Genomic DNA, 16,496 nt, shown 5'->3' on the forward strand with positions numbered 1-16,496 from the left:
CGCCTCTCAAACTTCTCCGGCGCCCTCACCAAAATTTGCGAGCACAAGACTGAGCAGGCAGACCCGACTCGCCGCGATCTTCATCAGACAGGCCTGAGCGATCCTTTGGCAATAAAAAATCGCAGCCTTATAACAACAATAAAAATTCAACATTAACAATATTTTAAGTTGCACTTTTATTTAAACTCATCCGAAGCATTAGAATATTTACCCGGTTTTACTCCACAATTTTCATCGAAAAGGGTGTTATCCGATCTGATTTCCACTAAAATGGCCGTCTAGATGTAGATACTTCTACACATTCGAATTGTTTAAAGACGAGATTTTTCCATTATGGCAAAGCACTTGTTTACCTCTGAGTCGGTCTCAGAAGGTCATCCAGATAAAATCGCCGATCAAATTTCTGATGCGGTACTCGACGCGATCTTAGAGCAAGATCCTAAGGCACGTGTGGCGTGTGAAACATACGTCAAAACCGGTATGGTGATGGTAGGTGGTGAGGTGACCACTTCTGCATGGGTCGATATTGAAGAGCTAACCCGTAAGACGGTTCGCGAGATCGGCTACACCCACTCAGACATGGGCTTCGATGCCGACTCTTGTGCGGTACTCAACGCCATTGGTAAGCAGTCTCCAGACATCAACCAGGGTGTCGATCGCGCCGATCCTAAAGAGCAAGGCGCCGGCGACCAGGGCCTGATGTTCGGTTACGCCAGCAACGAAACTGACGTACTCATGCCAGCCCCTATCACCTATGCTCACGCATTGGTGAAGCGTCAGTCAGAAGTGCGTAAAGACAACACCCTGCCTTGGTTACGCCCAGATGCCAAGAGCCAGGTGACCTTCGCCTACGAAGACAACAAGATCGTTGGCATCGACGCCGTGGTGCTCTCTACCCAGCACTGCGACAGCGTCAGTCAGGCTGATCTAATCGAAGGCGTGATGGAAACCATCATTAAGCCTGTGCTACCGGCACAGTGGTTGAACAAGGACACCAAGTTCTTCATCAACCCAACCGGCCGTTTCGTTATCGGTGGCCCTATGGGTGACTGTGGTCTAACGGGTCGTAAGATCATCGTCGACACCTACGGCGGCATGGCTCGTCACGGCGGCGGCGCTTTCTCGGGTAAAGACCCGTCAAAAGTTGACCGCAGCGCGGCCTATGCGGCTCGTTATGTGGCGAAGAACATAGTGGCTGCCGGTCTGGCAGATCGCTGTGAAATTCAAGTTTCTTACGCTATCGGTGTGGCAGAGCCAACCTCTATCAGCGTTGAAACCTTCGGTACCGGTAAGGTGTCAGAAGAGGTGTTAATCGGCTTAGTACGTCAGCACTTCGACCTGCGCCCATACGGCCTGACCGAGATGCTTGATCTGGCGCGTCCTATCTACAAGGCAACCGCCGCTTACGGTCACTTCGGTCGTAACGAGTTCCCTTGGGAGCGCACCGACAAGGCTGAAGCCCTGCGCGCAGACGCTAAGCTGTAAGCTTGGTTTTGCCTGTCAGCAAGAAGCCGCCCTTTGGCGGCTTTTTTGTATCTTGGTTAATGAGATATATTAATTGCGACTAGTGATCTCATTGCCAGTAGAGAATCGCTTCTCTAGATAGAGACTCATCAGGCTGAAGAGCAAGATACCGACCCCGTCGGCCAGTAAGTCATAGCCATCGAAGGTGCGACTGGGAAAATATTGCTGACTGCACTCCTCGATGATCACCACAATCGCCACCACCAGTGCCCCCAGATAAGGCCTTACCCCCAGTAGCCCTAAAGAAAGTCGCCCTAAAGAAAGCCGCCCGAAAGAGACGCGCCTGAAGTTGCTGCCAACATTGGCAAACAGGGTCAGGGTGCCAAACAGCAGCATATGCCCCAGCTTGTCACCAAAAGGTATCGCATGGGCCAGCTCAAACAAGGGGTTAGTGCGCCCAGCATCGGCGCTGACGATCAGCCAGACCAGGAAGCCACTGAATAACACGCCCAGCAGGGCAAAGGTTCTGACCATCAAAATCGACTCATCCTTGATATGTTCATTCCACTTCTCTGTTGTAACGTCATCAATGCCGGCTAGCAGTGATCGAAGTGGGCATACTGCATGCACATGAAACTCAGCTGCTGCGCATTTAACAGTGGCACCTCAATCTTTTTGGCCGTCGCCAACTGCGCCTCAGATGGCGGCGTCATAGGCCTTATCTCGGCGCTGTAGGCATTACTAAAGCCGCAATCAAACCAGTGCTCATGCCACTTGGCGACGTAAACCGCGCGCGGCTCGCCGCTGAGCTCTAGACACTCACAGTTAAGCGCCGCTTGGTCCGCCAAGGCGTTAAGCAACTTGAGATTATCCAGGGCGCTGAGGGTGACACCGGCATAGGGCTCAAGCAGCTCGGCAAGACGGGGCGGGAAGCCTTGCATCTTGCTCTCAGCCATCTTGCTCTCATTCATGTCACTCTCGGTATTATTGCTAGCCACAAGGCCGCCCCCCTAGATAGCGCCTGCGGTATCGACCGCCAGCAGATAGTAACCGCGGCCATCGTACTCGAAGAAGTCCAGCACCTGCATCCCCCCCTTCTGGGTGTGGGCGGCGAAGGAACGTTCATTGTCTTCGGCGATAAAGGTAACCATGTAGGTATATTGAGGTGCCACTAGCACCTTGAGTTCTGCCACCATGTCGGCAAATAGGCCAGACCCCCGCTGGGAAGGCGCTATCCAGATGGGACCATACTGGCAGCTATTGGCTTTATTGATTATACCCGAGCCAGTTTCAAAGCGGCCGGTCTCGAGTCGCTTCAAGAGAGAACGATACAGGGGCCAGTCACCGAAGAAAGGCCAGCGACCGGCGATCACATAACCCGCGATCTCACCGCCAACTTCGGCCAGCAACAACCAATGATTCTGAATCAGCTCATCTAACTGCTGGCGACTAAAACTCTGGCCCGTCATCATGCCGCCGCGCTGATCTGGGGCAAGCTCGGCCTCCCACTGGTTCGCTTCCAGGGCGGCAATGGCATCGAGGTCGGCGCGGGTTGCCAGACGGATCACCATGACAAACTCACTATGCTGTGAAGAAACAAGAATATCCCCTTAAATCTTCGGGTTATTTGCAAAATAGCTAATCGACTACCACACTTAACACACTTGAAACACCAATAGGTTAGAGCCGATCATGCTGCCGGAAAACATTCACACGGGTGTGAGTATACTTGAAAACGATAACGCGCAAATCAACTTAGTCAGGTGGATGCATCAGTGCGAGCTGATGAAACGCTATTTCGAAGCGGATGTCGCCTTTGTCGCCCAGCAGACGGACCTGGGTTTTGAGATCATCGTCAGCTCCATCAACGATACCCGCAGGTTTCTTTCCGGCACCCTGTATAACGAGAAATTCGAGCTATTCACCCGCCTCGCCAACAGTCAGCCCGAAGGGGTCAATCTGGACCTGAGCCGGGAATCCAACGCCGAGCTTCCCAAAGATCTCGCCACCGCCAGCAGCATGCTATCCAGACCGATCCTCTGGCCCGACGGCACAGTGTTCGGCTGTCTGTGTGTGATCAATCCGGCTAGCAAAGAGACCGCCAGCACCAACGCCTTCATGCTGGAGCCCTTCCAGATCTTACTGCAACAGGACCTGGCACTCCTGTGTCAGAGCCAGCGCATCGAGTCACTGTCGATGCGGGATCGCGACACAGGCATGCTCAATCACTATGGCTTTATCATGATGGCGCCGCGACAGCTCAACCTGGGCCGCCGCTTCGGTGCCCATGCCGGCATCCTCTTCTTCGAGCTCTACCCCAACCCGCCGCTGATTGACGAGATCGAGGACAAGCATATCCGCCTGCTGGGCAACATCATTCAGGACACCATACGCACCGCCGACATCGCCGCCCACTACAGCCACAGCCAGTTCGTGGTGCTAGTGTTTGTGGATACCGAGCGGGATCTCAACCACATCAGCCACAGGGTCGAGAAACTGCTGCTACAACAAAACGATCGCCTCAAGTTGGATTCGGGCCACTCCTTCTTCGCCCCAGACTCCTCGGCCAAGCTGGCGCCCATGCTGGAGAAGGCCAAGCAGCAACTCAAGTCTCAGCAGAAGGACGATGAAATAGAGACTGAGGCCTAGTGTTAGAGGCTGGCGCTAGAAACAGGCTTTAGAAGTTGATTTCGAAAAACCAAAAAACAGATTTTGCTCGCAAAATTGGAAATTTACATTCTCACAACATATGATTTTTGAGTATGATGTAAACACTTTGTGTCGTCAGTCTTTCGGCTGACCCACCTTATCTAGCGAGTTATGCAATTTAATAATAACAATAAGCGAGCACTACTATGCTATTAGAATGCGCCGATACCAGCCTTTGGCTCAGGGAAGCCGACCATCCCGCCATTACCCTGCCGCGTTGGCAGCAACAACTTGATCTACTTAATGAATTTTATCAGGCTCAGGCCAGTGTGGTCCTGCAGTTTATCGACGGCGAGTATCAGGTGGTCTGTAGTCGTCAGCACACGGATCTCAATCTCTATGCCGGTACTCAGTTTCATGATGCCAGCCTCACCCAAGCCCTCAAGAACCACACCGCCTACGGCCTGCTGGATCTGACCAAGAGCCAAGATCCCAAGAGTCACCTGGCACGCTTTAACAGCCTGCTGGCCCTGCCCCTCTACTGGTCAGACGGTCAACCCTTCGGCGTCATGCTGATCTGCGACAGCCAGCGCAGTAAACACTTTCAGCGACTCCTGCCCCTGATGGAAAACGCCAAGGCGCTGATCCAGGCAGAGCTCAAGCACCTGTTTTTGATGCAGCAGATTCAGATGATGTCGGTACAGGACGATCTCACCTGCATGCTCAACCCCTATGGCTTCAACCTGATGGCGCCAAGACAGCTGAGCTTGAGTCGCCGCTTCGGCTCCCATGCGGGTATCGTCCTGCTGCAGGACATGACCTCCTATAAGGGAGTGATGGAACAGAGTCAGGGACTGAGGCAGCTAGCCCGGGTGATACACCATAATATGCGCGACGCCGATGTATCGGCCCGCATCGAAGATGGGCTATTTGCAATACTGGCCTTCGTCGACAGTCAGGCTAATCTAGAATCCCTCACCAAGCGGTTGCTCAAGCAGATCGCCAAGGAGGAGATTAAGGCGGAGATCGCCATAGGCGTAAGTTTCTTCACCCCCACTACACATCTCGCCATCGAGCCCATGGTTGAGGCGGCGAGACAGAATCTACATGCCAACCGAGAACTGAAACAGCAAGGCGGCGTAAAGGCCTAGGGCGAGTTTAGCCTTAAGTTTTGCGCTAGCTTTCGCGCAGGCTCTGGCTCTGGCTCTGGCACTCAGATGCATCTTGTGGCTGCTCCTGCGCCTTTGCCCATTGAAAAAAGAGCACTATGGGGAAAGGCGACATCATCACCAGCCCCAGGCCTATCAGGCTTGAGACTGTGAGTATCCCTTGGATCTGCTCGGTCCAGGAGGTCAGGCCATAGATCCCAAGGCCGGCGAGCACCATGGCGAGTCCCAACCAGTGGGCCAGTTTTAATCCTGTCATCATAGTTTCGTCTTTCCCCTTTCAGCAGAGCTTGTCGTCGGCACAGCTTTTTGTCGGCGCAGCAGCTGGGCCAACAGTGGAAACAGCTTACCATGAACAAAATATCATGGAAAAACCCCGAATAAGGCTTTTTAATTAGGCGTAAGCTTGTCAAAATATCTGTCTCACAGATTTGGAAGTTTCCCCATGTTTAAGAAGTTTATGTTTATCGCCGGTACCTTGCTCGGCTTATCTGCCTGTCAAAGCGCATCCGTCACAGGCGGCGAGGATCTGGATATTTTAGGCAGCTGGCATATCGAGGCCGCCCAAGGTAAGGCCGTCATCGACTACAGCCCGGCCCAGCTGGTGTTTGCCGAAGATGGCGCATTGAGCGGCAACAACAGCTGTAACCAGTTCTTCGGCCAGTATCAGCTTAACGGTCAGGCCCTGACCCTCTCCCCCACCGGTAGCACGATGAAAGCCTGTGTCGACGCCCTGATGCAGCAAGAGCGTAATGTCATGCAGGCCATGTCTCAGGTCACCCAGGCCAAGCTGGTCAAAGGCAAGCTGCTGCTCAGCAACGCAGATGGCGAAACCCAGCTGATCCTCAGCAAGCAATAGTCCGCTTTGACAGACATAAAAAAACCGCCTGATTGGCGGTTTTTTTATGTCTCAAACTCGGCTTAGCTATTTAACACTAGCTATTTAACATTAGCTATCCAGGCGCTCAGCCAGTATCTGGCTCTGCTCGGCGTCGGCGTTGTAGTGCTCGAGATCCAGCTCATCTTCAGACTTGGCGATCACTGTGGTGGCCACCAGATCCCCGGACACATTCACTACGGTACGTGCCATATCCAAAATACGGTCGATACCCGCAATGATTGCCACCCCTTCCAGCGGCAGGCCAACCGTGGTCAGTACCAGGGTCAACATCACCAGACCGGCACCCGGCACCCCGGCAGTGCCAATTGAGGCCAGGGTCGCGGTGAGAATGATGGTGATATAGTCGACCCAGGTGAGGTCGATCCCGAAGGCCTGGGCAACAAACAGCGCCGTGACCCCCTGATACAGGGCGGTGCCATCCATGTTGATGGTGGTGCCCAGGGGCAATACGAAGCTGGAGATCTTCTTGTTGATCCCTAAAGACTCGCTGGCGCACTTCATGCTGGCAGGCAGGGTGCCGGCGCTGCTCGAGGTGGTATAGGCCACCGCCAGGGCGTTGCTGATCCCCTTGAAGAACTGCATGGGGTTGAGCTTGGCCACGAAGGTCAGCACCAGGCTGTAAAAACCTATGATATGCAGAGCGCAGCCGATATAAACCGCCAGAATCACCTTGATCAGCGGCATCAACATATCCATGCCGTATTCACCGGCTACCCAGGCCATCAAGCCAAATACCCCATAAGGCGCTAGCTTCATCACCATGTCGGTCAGCTTATACATGGCCTCTGCCAGGCTCTCGAACACCTTGATGGCCGGCTTACCATGGTCACCTATCAACACCAGGGCGATACCCAGGGCCACCGCGAAGACGATCACCTGCAGGATCTGCCCGCTGGCCAGCGCCGCGATAGGATTGGTCGGCACTATGTTGATCAGTGTCTCCATGATAGAAGGCACCTCTTTCACCGCGTTGTGACTCTCTGCCGAGGTCATCGCCAGTCCGGCGCCGGGCTGCATGATATAACCCACCGCCAATCCGAGCGTGATGGCGATTGAGGTAGTGCCCAGATAGAAGGCGAAAGATTTAAAACCGATACGGCCCATCTTGGCGGTATCCTGCATAGAGGTTACCCCCACAATTAGGGAGCAAAACACCAAGGGGACAATCAACATCTTGATGGTGTTGACAAAAAGCGTACCGATTGGCTTAAGCAGCACCGCCTGTTCGCCCAGGCCCAGGCCGGCGCTGATACCCAGCAGCATACCAATAAGGATTTGTAGCCACAGAGGCACAGACATCCAGCCAGACCAGGCACGGCCCAGCCAAGAAGAGGTTTGTTGACGCATCATTAATAACCTTGAATCGCGAGAGTGGTTTCGTCCCGCCGCCCTATGACAGAGGAGCCAGTCGCAACGGAGCAAGTAGCAACGCAGCAGACGACGGACACAAATGGGACGGGGATAATATCAGATAAACCTGGAGTAAGCTGTGATTCATATCAAGAGAGGCCCTTCAGGCCTCGAAGTAGGCAGATTCCTGTTTGGCATCGACCCTGAAGGTATGCAGGGCCGCAGGGGGTTGTTCGCGCTCGATGAGGTGGCTCCAGTAGGCGTCGTCGAAGCCATGAAACAGCCGCTCCGCCTTGCCCTGGGACTTTAAGATAAGGTGCCACCAGACCAGGCCCCAGAGGCCCAGGGTAACCAGAGTCAACAGAAAATGTAGCAGATGGTTTACCACCTCCTGCTCCCGGCCAAGCGCCAGGCTATCACGCTGATTTTGATTGAGTTTAGTAAGATCATTCTGGTCAGAATCACTCATCGCCTCACCCCATAGACACTTAGCACTCCCTTCTTCAAAGCATAGCAGAGTTAGACTTTAGTCTAAGAGTCAATCGAAAAAATTCTGCCTTGGCTTGGCCATGAAGCATGCTAGAGTATGGCCAAATTTAAGGAGGCGATAATGCAAATAAGAAAAGGCCAACAATCGGATCTCACCGCACTGGTGCAGTTTAATCAGGCCATGGCCAACGAAACCGAAGGGCTCAGCCTAGATCAACAGACCCTCACCCAGGGCGTACAGACGCTGCTCGAAAACCCCGCCCGCGGCTTCTACTTGGTCGCCGAGGAGGCTGGCGAGATCTTGGGTTCCCTCATGGTCACTTTCGAATGGAGCGACTGGCGCGCCAAGGACTACTACTGGATCCAGAGCGTCTATATTCGCCCGCAGAATCGTCGTCAGGGGATCTACGCCAAGCTGTATGAGGCAGTGAAACAGATAGCCGAGGACAATGGCGGCGCCGCCAGCTTCAGACTCTATGTGGAGCAGGAGAATCATAAGGCTCAAAAGACCTATGAGGCACTCGGCATGAAGCAGAGCTACTACCTGATGTATGAAGAAAAGTAGCCGGTAACCAAGCATAAAAAAACGCCCCGATGGGCGTTTTTTTTATGGCTCCGGCACATAGCTTAAGCTAACTGCTCAGACAAAAGCTTAGGCACAAATACTGGTGACCTTGATCGCCAGACCGCCCTGACTGGTTTCGCGATACTTCACATGCATATCTTTGCCTGTCTCATACATGGTCGCGATCACCTTATCCAGGCTGACCCTGGGCTCGCTGTTGCGCCGCAGCGCCATACGCGCCGAGTTGATCGCCTTCACCGAGGCGATGGCGTTGCGCTCGATACAGGGCACCTGCACCTGACCGGCGACCGGATCACAGGTCAGTCCCAGGTTGTGCTCCATGCCGATCTCGGCGGCGATGCAGACCTGAGCCGGATTGCCCCCCATCAGCTCTGCCAGTCCGGCGGCGGCCATGGAGCAGGCGACGCCTACTTCCCCCTGACAGCCCACTTCGGCGCCAGAGATAGAGGCGTTGCGCTTATACAGGCCACCGATAGCAGCAGCGGCGAGGAAGTAGCGGCTGTACTCCTTAGGGCCCACTGGCTGAATGAACTTGTCAAAATAGGCCAACACGGCCGGGATGATCCCCGCCGCGCCATTAGTGGGCGAGGTCACCACCCGGCCACCGGCGGCATTCTCTTCGCTCACCGCCAGGGCGAACATGTTGACCCAATCGACGATCATCATGGGATCCGCCGACAGACGCTCACCGGTAGCCAGCTGACGGAACAGCGCCGGTGCCCGACGTGGCACCCGTAATGGCCCAGCCAACACGCCTTCGGTGTGACAACCGCGCTCGATAGCCTCTTTCATGGTATGCCATACCGCCTCGAAACCCTCGGCAATATGCTCCTCACTGTGAAGCGCCCGCTCGTTAGCCATCATGATGGCGCTGATGCTCATGCCCGTCTCTTGGCATAGAACCAGCAGCTCCTCGGCATTGGCGAAGGGATAGGGCAAGACCACCTCGTTGGCGGCCATCATGCCAAAATGCTCCTCGTCGACGATGAAGCCGCCGCCGATGGAATAATAGGTCTTGTGATAGACACACTGCTGACCGACATAGGCGCTCAAGGTCATGCCGTTTTCATGCAGCGCCAGGGCCTCGGGGTGAAACACCACGGCCTCGGGCGGAAAATCGACCCCATGCCCTTCCGTGCCCAGTGGCAGACAGGAGGTCATGGCCACCTGACGGATAAACTCAGGGGTCAGGTCGATATCTACCGTCTCAGGGCTGTTGCCCGCCAGCCCCATGATGATGGCGCTATCTGTATGGTGGCCCTTGCCGGTGAGTGACAGGGAGCCATAGATATCCACTTTGACGCTGGTGATGCTCAGCAATTCCCCACGCTGACGCAGATCGTCAACAAAACCTTTGGCGGCCTTCATCGGCCCGACAGTGTGCGAGCTGGAGGGACCCACACCTATCTTAAAAATATCAAATGCGCTAACCATAAATGCTTCCACTTAGATTCGCCCGGCAGTGAGTCGCCGGGCGTAACATGAGTCGATTAAGAGAGCATGCCAAACAGTATGGCCGTCATCGCCAGCAATCCTGCCAGAATCACCAAGATGTTGCTGATGCGACCACGGTAGGCCTTCAGTGCAGGCACCTTGTAGACGGCATACATAGGCATGAGGTAGAGGATCGCGGCGATGATAGGGCCGCCCAGGGCCTCGATCATCCCCAGGATGCTCGGGTTGATCACGGCAACGCCCCAAATGGTCAGGAACATGAAGCCGAGAATAAACTTGTCGATCTTGGCGTCCGACACTTCCTTATTGCTGCTACGCAGCTGCTTGGTAATGATCCCCTTGAGGCCTTCGGTGGCGCCCAGGTAGTGACCGAAGAATGAGGAGACGATGGCGATCACCGCGATGATGGGGCCGAAATAGCTAACGAAGCCGCTGGCATGTACGTTGGCCAGATAAGAGAGAATCGGCAGGTTCTGCGCCTTGGCCTCGGCCAGCTGTGCCGGACTCAGCGACAGCACGCAGGAGAAGACGAACAGCATCACGAAGCCCACCAACATCATGCTGGTGTTGCGCAGGATCACATCGGCCTTCTTGGCGGCATTGATGCCGTGCTGCTTCTTCAGCGATACCGAGAACTGTGAGATGGCCGGTGAATGGTTGAAGGCAAATACCAGCACTGGGATGGTCAGCCAGACGGTACCGAGAAACTCTCCGGCGGCAGGTACTTCCATCAGGGCATCCATCTTCCAGCTTGGGATCAGGTATAGCGACATGAAGGCCAGGATCCCCACCAGCGGATACACCAGCAGCTGAGTCACCTTGAGCATAAACTTCTCGCCGGACACCATCACAGACATCATGCCCAGCACTAAGATGCCGGACAGGAGGAAGCGTGGTGGCGAGGCCATGCCCAGCTGGTTGACGATGAAGCTGTCGACCGTATTGGTGATGCCCACACCATAGATGAGCACTATGGGGTAGATGGCGAAAAAGTAGAGCAAGGTGATCGCCTTACCGGCGCCGACACCGAAATACTCCTCCACCACATGGGTGATGTCGCTACCCTGACGCTGGGAGGAGCAGACGAAGCGAGACAGGCCTCTGTGGGCCAGGTAGGTCATGGGGCCGATAATCACGGCCATCAGCACCAGGGGCCAGAAACCGCCCATGCCGGCATTGATGGGCAGAAACAGGATACCGGCGCCGACGGCGGTGCCGAACAGGCTCAACATCCAGGTCGTGTCGTTGCGAGTCCAACCTTGGCGCTGCGCGAGGTTTACATCAGAGATTGTCGCTTCGTTTTGCATAAAATAACCTTATCGATGCACTAGCATCTGAGTGTTTCGACGCCCCGCCCCGCGGCGTTTTTCCGCCTGACGAGCACGACTAAAATTCGGGCGTAGCATATAGCAGGCAGTACGCTAAAAATTGATCTGACACCTCTTTTTGTAATGAATTTTCAGAATGAATCGGCTTTGTGAGCCGAATCTAACTTATTGTGTCGTAAATTTTCATAACGGCAATCTCACGCTAACCAAAGCGAACCAGAACATCACAAGCGCGTTACCCTTTTTTACATCTGTTAACCCGGCGCTATGGCGGCCGCCCTGCCGCTTAGCCCAGTTTCGCCGCGTTAAGATGCCATTTGCGCACATCCGCTAGGTTAAATGTTGCGCCGCGCCTTGCGCTTACGCGCCCATGCATCCCGAGGCGCTTTATGGCAAAATGGCGCCCTGTCGATTCATTCACTTTTGGAATACCCATGCCCAGCGCTCTTAGCCAACAAGCCATCATTCGTATCACGGTCGGTTCGACCAATCCGGTCAAGATAGGCGCGGCCCGCAACGCCCTCTGCCTGCTGTTTCCAGACGCCGAGATCCTCTGCCAGGGCATGCACGCCCCCTCAGGTGTCGCGGCCCAGCCGATGACAGACTCAGAGACCCGCGAAGGCGCCATCAACCGCGCCCGCTACTGCGAGCAGCAAGGCAAGAGCGATGAGCGCCTTACGGCGGATCTCTATATCGCCATGGAGGGCGGCGTCGACCTGTTCGACCACGGTGCGGCCACCTACGCCTACATGGCCATCGTCCATCGAGGCGGGCTCAGCATAGGTCGCAGCGCGCAGATGCCCCTGCCCGCCCCGGTGTATGATGCCCTGGTGGCCGGTGAGGAACTTGGCGATGTGATGGACAGGCTGTTCAACACGGTCAATATCAAGCAGAAGGGGGGCGCCATCGGCCTCTTTACCCAGGGCAAGGCCAGTCGCGAGAGCGTCTACACCCAGGCGATCGTGCTGGCGATGGCGCCGCTGCTCAACCCGGAGATTTTTGGCTAATTAGGCGCCAGGAGAAGGCAGGCCAACCCTGATGAGCCTGCCGAATTTATCTACATTAGCAAAAACTTGCATTTCTCTTTTTAGGGATCTAAGTTAGATGTATATCGCAACTATATAGCTCACTCGGATCTTAACCATGTCACAATCTTGTCCTTCGATGCTCGATGATGCCAGTCTCGTTCAGGCCGTCGAACTGCCCCAGACCTGCTCGTCGCTGCGCAGCCTGTCGAGGCAACTGGTGAGGCAACTGGGCATGCTCAATTCCGCCTGCGGCGATCAGCCGCTGTCGCCGGTGCAGGCCCACGCCTTGATCGAACTCAGCACCCAGGAGCTGTCGATAAAGCAGCTGGCCCTGGCGCTGAATATCGACAAGTCCAATGCCAGCCGCGCCGTAAGCCAGCTGTGTGACAAGGGCTTTGCCAAGAGTCGCAACAATCCCAGAGACAGTCGCAGCTCGCTGTGCCAACTCACGGCTCAGGGCAAACGCCAACTCAACAGCCTGAACGAGCAACAGAACAAGATGTACCAGGAGATCCTGGCTCAGCTCTCGCCTGAGCAGATCGCCCAGCTGGAAGCCAGCCTGCGCCAATATACCCGTGCCATGGATCTGGCCAGCGCCCAGCAGGGCTACACTATCCGCAGTCTCACCCAGGAGGATAACCCCCATATCGCCCGGGTGATCCGTAACGTCTCTGCCGAGTATGGCCTGACACCGGACAAGGGCTACAGCGTCGCCGACCCAACCCTGGACGATCTCTACAGCGTCTATCAGGCCGACAAGGCCCACTACTGGGTGGTCGACTACAAGGGCCTGGTGCTGGGCGGCGTGGGGATCGCTCCCCTGCCGGGGCACGATGATGTCTGCGAGCTACAGAAGATGTATTTCGACCCAAAACTCAGAGGTAAGGGTTTTGCCAAGCGCATGGCACTGCAGGCGTTCGAGTTTGCCCGTAGCCAGGGATTCAGCCACTGTTATCTGGAAACCACCGCCTGCCTGAGTGAGGCGGTCAGCCTCTATGAGAAACTGGGGTTCGAGCACCTGGATGCCCCCCTTGGCAACACGGGCCACGATGCCTGTGAAATGCCTATGCTGATTAAACTTTAGCCATTAAAAATTCAAGAAAATCATTGAGATATTTTGTTACTTCACCATGAAGTAATTTATCTAGTGTTTCCTAAGAAAGCTTGCTAGCCTCAGAAGTAATTCTTGCGCATTCTGGAGATTTGAATGGACTATACAAGACTCCCCCATTCCAGCTTAGACGTCAGTAAAATTTGCCTGGGTACCATGACCTGGGGTGAACAAAATACTCAGGCCCAGGCCTTCGAGCAGCTCGATTACGCCATCGGACAAGGCATCAACTTTATCGATACCGCCGAGATGTATCCCGTGCCGCCCAAGGCCGAGACTCAGGGCGAGACCGAACGTATCCTGGGTAACTACCTCAAGGCCAGGGGCAAGCGTGACGATCTCATTATCGCGACCAAGGTGGCGGCCCCCGGCGGAAAGAGCGACTATATCCGCCAGAACATGGCGCTGGACTGGCGCAACATCCACCAGGCGGTCAACGACTCCTTGGAGCGCTTGCAGATTGAGACCATAGATCTCTATCAACTGCACTGGCCGGATCGCAACACCAACTTCTTCGGCGAGCTCTTCTATGAGCAGCAGGATGATGAGAAGCTCACCCCCATAGTCGAGACCCTGGAAGCCCTGGCGGATCTGATCAAGGCCGGTAAGATCCGCTACATAGGCGTTTCCAACGAGACCCCGTGGGGATTGATGAAGTATCTGCAGCTGGCGGAGAAGCATGGCCTGCCGCGCATCATCAGCGTACAGAATCCCTACAACCTGCTTAACCGCAGCTTCGAGGTGGGCATGGCCGAGATCGCCCACAGGGAAGAGCTGCCACTGCTGGCCTACTCGCCACTGGCATTTGGCGCCCTGAGCGGTAAATACATAGGCGGTCAATGGCCAGAGGGGGCGAGACTCACACTGTTTAAGCGCTTCGCCCGCTACACAGGCTCGCAGATGGCCCTGGATGCCACCCAAGCCTATGTGGAGCTGGCGCGGGAGTTCAACCTCAGCCCGGCGCAGATGGCGCTGGCCTTCGTCAACGGCCGCCGCTTCGTCGGCAGTAACATCATAGGCGCGACCAACCTAGAACAGCTGAAAGAGAATATCGACAGCGCCTCGGTCAGCCTAAGCGACGAGCTGATGGGCCGAATCGACGAGCTGGCGGCCATCTACCGCATTCCCTGCCCCTAAATCCGTAGAGTTGCCCTAAAAGGCTAATTGAACTTGCATTAGGCGCTGAGATCTCCCAAGATCTGAGCGCCTTTTTTGTTTGAACCACGCGACGGACCCAATCGATGGAATTTAGCCAGCTGCGCAGCCAGTTTCCCGCCCTCACCCAGTCACTCGGCGACTATTCGCTGGTGTATCTGGATACGGCCGCGACCAGTCAGAAACCCCAAGGGGTGATCGACGCCATGGGCCGCTACTATCAGGCGGATAATGCCAACGTGCACCGCGCCGCCCATCAGCTGTCTGCCCGCGCCACCAGCCAATATGAGGCGGTGCGCGACAAGGTGAAGACATTCATTAAGGCAAACCGCCGCGAAGAGATCATCTTTACCCATGGCACCACAGAGGGGATCAACCTGGTGGCCCTGGGGCTGGCCAGCCAGCTAAAGGCAGGCGATCTGATCCTGTTAGACAGCGCCGCCCACCACGCCAACATAGTGCCCTGGCAGATGCTGGCCAAGCAAACCGGCGCCGAGATACAGCCTATCCCGTTGACTCCTGAGGCGCGCCTGGATCAGGCGGCCTATCAAGCGCTACTGCAACGTGGCCCACGTGTCGTCGCCCTCAGCCATGTCTCCAATGTGCTGGGTACGGTCAATCCCGTTAAAGAGATGATCGCTCAGGCCAAGGCGGTAGGCGCACTCACGCTTATCGACGGCGCCCAGGCGATCGCCCATCTCGAGGTGGATGTGCAGGCCCTGGATTGCGACTTCTACCTCTTCTCCGGCCACAAGATGTATGGTCCGACGGGTATAGGCATCTTATATGGCCGCTATGAAGCGCTCGACAAGCTAGATCCCCTACTTACCGGCGGCGAGATGATCAAACAGGTGAGCTTCGAAGGCACCACATTTAATATCCTGCCCAATCGACTCGAGGCGGGTACTCCGCCCATCGCCGAGGTGATAGGTCTGGGGGCCGCCATCGACTTTATTCAGTCCCTGCCCCGCGCCGAACTCAGGGCCCATGAACAGGCCCTGCTCAAGCGTCTTCAGGATGAGCTTAGGGCATTGGGTGGCATCAGCCTCTATGGCGCCCACCGCGACAATGTCGGCGCCGTGGCCTTTAACCTCACCGGCGAGCATCACCAGGATGTGGGGATCTTGCTGGATCAACAGGGGATCGCCGTGCGCTGCGGCCATCACTGCGCCATGCCCCTGATGCAGACCCTGGGGCTGTCAGGCTGCTGCCGCGCCTCCCTCGGCGTCTATAGCAATGATGAAGATGTCGATCGCTTCATCCAGGCGCTAAAATCGGTAAAAGACCTCTTGCTCTAACGAGCGACAGTATTAATTAGACGAGTTCCAAATGAGTAATAGTCAGCTAAGCCCATCCACTGAGGCCTTTACCGGCCTAATGCTGGATCCCCAGGAGATACTGCCAAGCTTCACCCAGGCCGCCAACTGGCAGGAGCGCTACCGCGCCCTCATGCTATTGGGTAAACGCCTGCCGCCGCTGGATGATGCCCTTCGACAAGAGTCGGCCCAGGTCAGAGGCTGCGAGAGCAACGCCTGGCTCTATCACAAGGAGATAGACGGCAGACACTACTACCTGGCCGACAGCGATGCCCGCATCGTCAAGGGACTGATCGCCCTGCTGCTCACCGCAGTGCAGGGGCAGGACGAGCAGACCATAGCCGCCTTAGATCTACACGAGTACTTCGACCAACTGGGGCTGAGCGGTCAGCTGAGCCCATCGCGCACCAACGGCGTGCTGGCGCTGGCCGAGGCAATCAAGGCCGCCGCCAACCAGCCCAGCTAGTAGGCAAGAGCGACTAGCTGGCAAATTCGACT

18 protein-coding genes are annotated in these 16,496 nt (G+C 55.7%); 10 read left to right on the plus strand and 8 right to left on the minus strand.

Annotation, left to right across the window (positions count from 1 at the left end):
* Positions 1-333 precede the first annotated feature (333 nt).
* Positions 334-1,485 (plus strand): methionine adenosyltransferase, encoded by a 1,152-nt coding sequence (gene metK / locus AYI87_RS02915; RefSeq protein WP_144199449.1) that lies wholly within the window; start codon positions 334-336, stop codon positions 1,483-1,485.
* Positions 1,486-1,554: 69 nt separating this feature from the next.
* Here the strand turns inward: metK and AYI87_RS02920 are convergent, their stop codons facing one another.
* From AYI87_RS02920 to AYI87_RS02930, 3 genes are read right to left on the minus strand one after another with little or no spacing between them, the layout of a single operon-like run.
* Complete coding sequence (locus AYI87_RS02920; protein ID WP_409928956.1) at positions 1,555-2,001, minus strand: trypsin; 447 nt, start codon at positions 1,999-2,001, stop codon at positions 1,555-1,557.
* A gap of 59 nt (positions 2,002-2,060) precedes the next feature.
* Positions 2,061-2,462, minus strand: coding sequence for a hypothetical protein (locus AYI87_RS02925; RefSeq protein ID WP_144199451.1), 402 nt, complete (start codon positions 2,460-2,462; stop codon positions 2,061-2,063).
* A 12-nt stretch (positions 2,463-2,474) separates the two neighbouring features.
* Positions 2,475-3,035, minus strand: a complete 561-nt coding sequence (locus AYI87_RS02930; protein WP_144199452.1) for a GNAT family N-acetyltransferase — start codon at positions 3,033-3,035, stop codon at positions 2,475-2,477.
* 121 nt (positions 3,036-3,156) lie between these two features.
* Between AYI87_RS02930 and AYI87_RS02935 the strand changes: the two genes are divergently transcribed.
* Positions 3,157-4,113: a GGDEF domain-containing protein gene (locus AYI87_RS02935; protein WP_144199454.1), complete on the plus strand. Its 957-nt coding sequence runs from the start codon at positions 3,157-3,159 to the stop codon at positions 4,111-4,113.
* Positions 4,114-4,319: 206 nt separating this feature from the next.
* Entirely contained in the window at positions 4,320-5,264 is a 945-nt protein-coding gene (locus AYI87_RS02940; protein ID WP_144199456.1) for a GGDEF domain-containing protein, read from the plus strand.
* Positions 5,265-5,289: 25 nt separating this feature from the next.
* Here AYI87_RS02940 and AYI87_RS02945 read toward each other — a convergent pair whose 3' ends face one another.
* Positions 5,290-5,541 (minus strand): hypothetical protein, encoded by a 252-nt coding sequence (locus AYI87_RS02945; RefSeq protein ID WP_144199457.1) that lies wholly within the window; start codon positions 5,539-5,541, stop codon positions 5,290-5,292.
* 183 nt (positions 5,542-5,724) lie between these two features.
* On the opposite strand from AYI87_RS02945, the gene AYI87_RS02950 reads away from it, so the two are divergent.
* Entirely contained in the window at positions 5,725-6,138 is a 414-nt protein-coding gene (locus AYI87_RS02950; protein WP_144199459.1) for an META domain-containing protein, read from the plus strand.
* Between the two features lie 90 nt (positions 6,139-6,228).
* Here the strand turns inward: AYI87_RS02950 and AYI87_RS02955 are convergent, their stop codons facing one another.
* Positions 6,229-7,527, minus strand: a complete 1,299-nt coding sequence (locus tag AYI87_RS02955) for a dicarboxylate/amino acid:cation symporter (protein WP_144200125.1) — start codon at positions 7,525-7,527, stop codon at positions 6,229-6,231.
* Positions 7,528-7,693: 166 nt separating this feature from the next.
* Positions 7,694-7,999, minus strand: coding sequence for a DUF4234 domain-containing protein (locus AYI87_RS02960; protein ID WP_144199461.1), 306 nt, complete (start codon positions 7,997-7,999; stop codon positions 7,694-7,696).
* Between the two features lie 141 nt (positions 8,000-8,140).
* Between AYI87_RS02960 and AYI87_RS02965 the strand changes: the two genes are divergently transcribed.
* The gene (locus AYI87_RS02965) at positions 8,141-8,584 is read left to right on the plus strand and encodes a GNAT family N-acetyltransferase (protein WP_144199463.1); all 444 of its coding nucleotides are present in this window, start codon (positions 8,141-8,143) and stop codon (positions 8,582-8,584) included.
* An 87-nt stretch (positions 8,585-8,671) separates the two neighbouring features.
* Here the strand turns inward: AYI87_RS02965 and AYI87_RS02970 are convergent, their stop codons facing one another.
* Together AYI87_RS02970 and AYI87_RS02975 are read right to left on the minus strand one after the other, a co-directional pair.
* On the minus strand, positions 8,672-10,039 hold the full coding sequence (locus tag AYI87_RS02970) for an L-serine ammonia-lyase (protein WP_144199465.1): 1,368 nt from the start codon (positions 10,037-10,039) through the stop codon (positions 8,672-8,674).
* A 56-nt stretch (positions 10,040-10,095) separates the two neighbouring features.
* The gene (locus tag AYI87_RS02975) at positions 10,096-11,367 is read right to left on the minus strand and encodes an aromatic amino acid transport family protein (protein WP_144199467.1); all 1,272 of its coding nucleotides are present in this window, start codon (positions 11,365-11,367) and stop codon (positions 10,096-10,098) included.
* A gap of 455 nt (positions 11,368-11,822) precedes the next feature.
* Here AYI87_RS02975 and yjjX point away from each other — a divergent pair, with 455 nt between their 5' ends.
* From yjjX to AYI87_RS03000, 5 genes are all read left to right on the plus strand, one after another.
* Positions 11,823-12,395 carry an inosine/xanthosine triphosphatase gene (yjjX, locus tag AYI87_RS02980; protein ID WP_144199469.1) on the plus strand — a complete coding sequence of 191 codons (573 nt, stop codon included), beginning with the start codon at positions 11,823-11,825 and terminating at the stop codon, positions 12,393-12,395.
* 136 nt (positions 12,396-12,531) lie between these two features.
* On the plus strand, positions 12,532-13,500 hold the full coding sequence (locus tag AYI87_RS02985) for a bifunctional helix-turn-helix transcriptional regulator/GNAT family N-acetyltransferase (RefSeq protein ID WP_144199471.1): 969 nt from the start codon (positions 12,532-12,534) through the stop codon (positions 13,498-13,500).
* Between the two features lie 123 nt (positions 13,501-13,623).
* Positions 13,624-14,664, plus strand: a complete 1,041-nt coding sequence (locus tag AYI87_RS02990; protein WP_144199473.1) for an NADP(H)-dependent aldo-keto reductase — start codon at positions 13,624-13,626, stop codon at positions 14,662-14,664.
* Positions 14,665-14,768: 104 nt separating this feature from the next.
* Positions 14,769-15,980, plus strand: a complete 1,212-nt coding sequence (locus AYI87_RS02995; RefSeq protein ID WP_144199475.1) for a cysteine desulfurase — start codon at positions 14,769-14,771, stop codon at positions 15,978-15,980.
* A 31-nt stretch (positions 15,981-16,011) separates the two neighbouring features.
* Complete coding sequence (locus AYI87_RS03000; RefSeq protein WP_144199477.1) at positions 16,012-16,464, plus strand: SufE family protein; 453 nt, start codon at positions 16,012-16,014, stop codon at positions 16,462-16,464.
* Positions 16,465-16,496 lie beyond the last annotated feature (32 nt).

Source organism: Shewanella sp. KCT (assembly GCF_007636505.1).
In the GTDB taxonomy this organism is placed as follows: Bacteria; Pseudomonadota; Gammaproteobacteria; order Enterobacterales; family Shewanellaceae; genus Shewanella; species Shewanella halotolerans.

Excerpts from the sequence above, each read along its gene's own strand:
- metK (WP_144199449.1), top strand. The coding sequence starts at position 334 with ATGGCAAAGCACTTGTTTACCTCTGAGTCGGTCTCAGAAGGTCATCCA.
- AYI87_RS02940 (WP_144199456.1), top strand. The coding sequence starts at position 4,320 with ATGCTATTAGAATGCGCCGATACCAGCCTTTGGCTCAGGGAAGCCGAC.
- yjjX (WP_144199469.1), top strand. The coding sequence starts at position 11,823 with ATGCCCAGCGCTCTTAGCCAACAAGCCATCATTCGTATCACGGTCGGT.
- AYI87_RS02970 (WP_144199465.1), bottom strand. The coding sequence starts at position 10,039 with ATGGTTAGCGCATTTGATATTTTTAAGATAGGTGTGGGTCCCTCCAGC.
- AYI87_RS02950 (WP_144199459.1), top strand. The coding sequence starts at position 5,725 with ATGTTTAAGAAGTTTATGTTTATCGCCGGTACCTTGCTCGGCTTATCT.
- AYI87_RS02985 (WP_144199471.1), top strand. The coding sequence starts at position 12,532 with ATGTCACAATCTTGTCCTTCGATGCTCGATGATGCCAGTCTCGTTCAG.
- AYI87_RS02960 (WP_144199461.1), bottom strand. The coding sequence starts at position 7,999 with ATGAGTGATTCTGACCAGAATGATCTTACTAAACTCAATCAAAATCAG.
- AYI87_RS03000 (WP_144199477.1), top strand. The coding sequence starts at position 16,012 with ATGAGTAATAGTCAGCTAAGCCCATCCACTGAGGCCTTTACCGGCCTA.
- AYI87_RS02995 (WP_144199475.1), top strand. The coding sequence starts at position 14,769 with ATGGAATTTAGCCAGCTGCGCAGCCAGTTTCCCGCCCTCACCCAGTCA.
- AYI87_RS02965 (WP_144199463.1), top strand. The coding sequence starts at position 8,141 with ATGCAAATAAGAAAAGGCCAACAATCGGATCTCACCGCACTGGTGCAG.
- AYI87_RS02930 (WP_144199452.1), bottom strand. The coding sequence starts at position 3,035 with ATGGTGATCCGTCTGGCAACCCGCGCCGACCTCGATGCCATTGCCGCC.
- AYI87_RS02955 (WP_144200125.1), bottom strand. The coding sequence starts at position 7,527 with ATGCGTCAACAAACCTCTTCTTGGCTGGGCCGTGCCTGGTCTGGCTGG.
- AYI87_RS02990 (WP_144199473.1), top strand. The coding sequence starts at position 13,624 with ATGGACTATACAAGACTCCCCCATTCCAGCTTAGACGTCAGTAAAATT.
- AYI87_RS02975 (WP_144199467.1), bottom strand. The coding sequence starts at position 11,367 with ATGCAAAACGAAGCGACAATCTCTGATGTAAACCTCGCGCAGCGCCAA.
- AYI87_RS02945 (WP_144199457.1), bottom strand. The coding sequence starts at position 5,541 with ATGATGACAGGATTAAAACTGGCCCACTGGTTGGGACTCGCCATGGTG.
- AYI87_RS02935 (WP_144199454.1), top strand. The coding sequence starts at position 3,157 with ATGCTGCCGGAAAACATTCACACGGGTGTGAGTATACTTGAAAACGAT.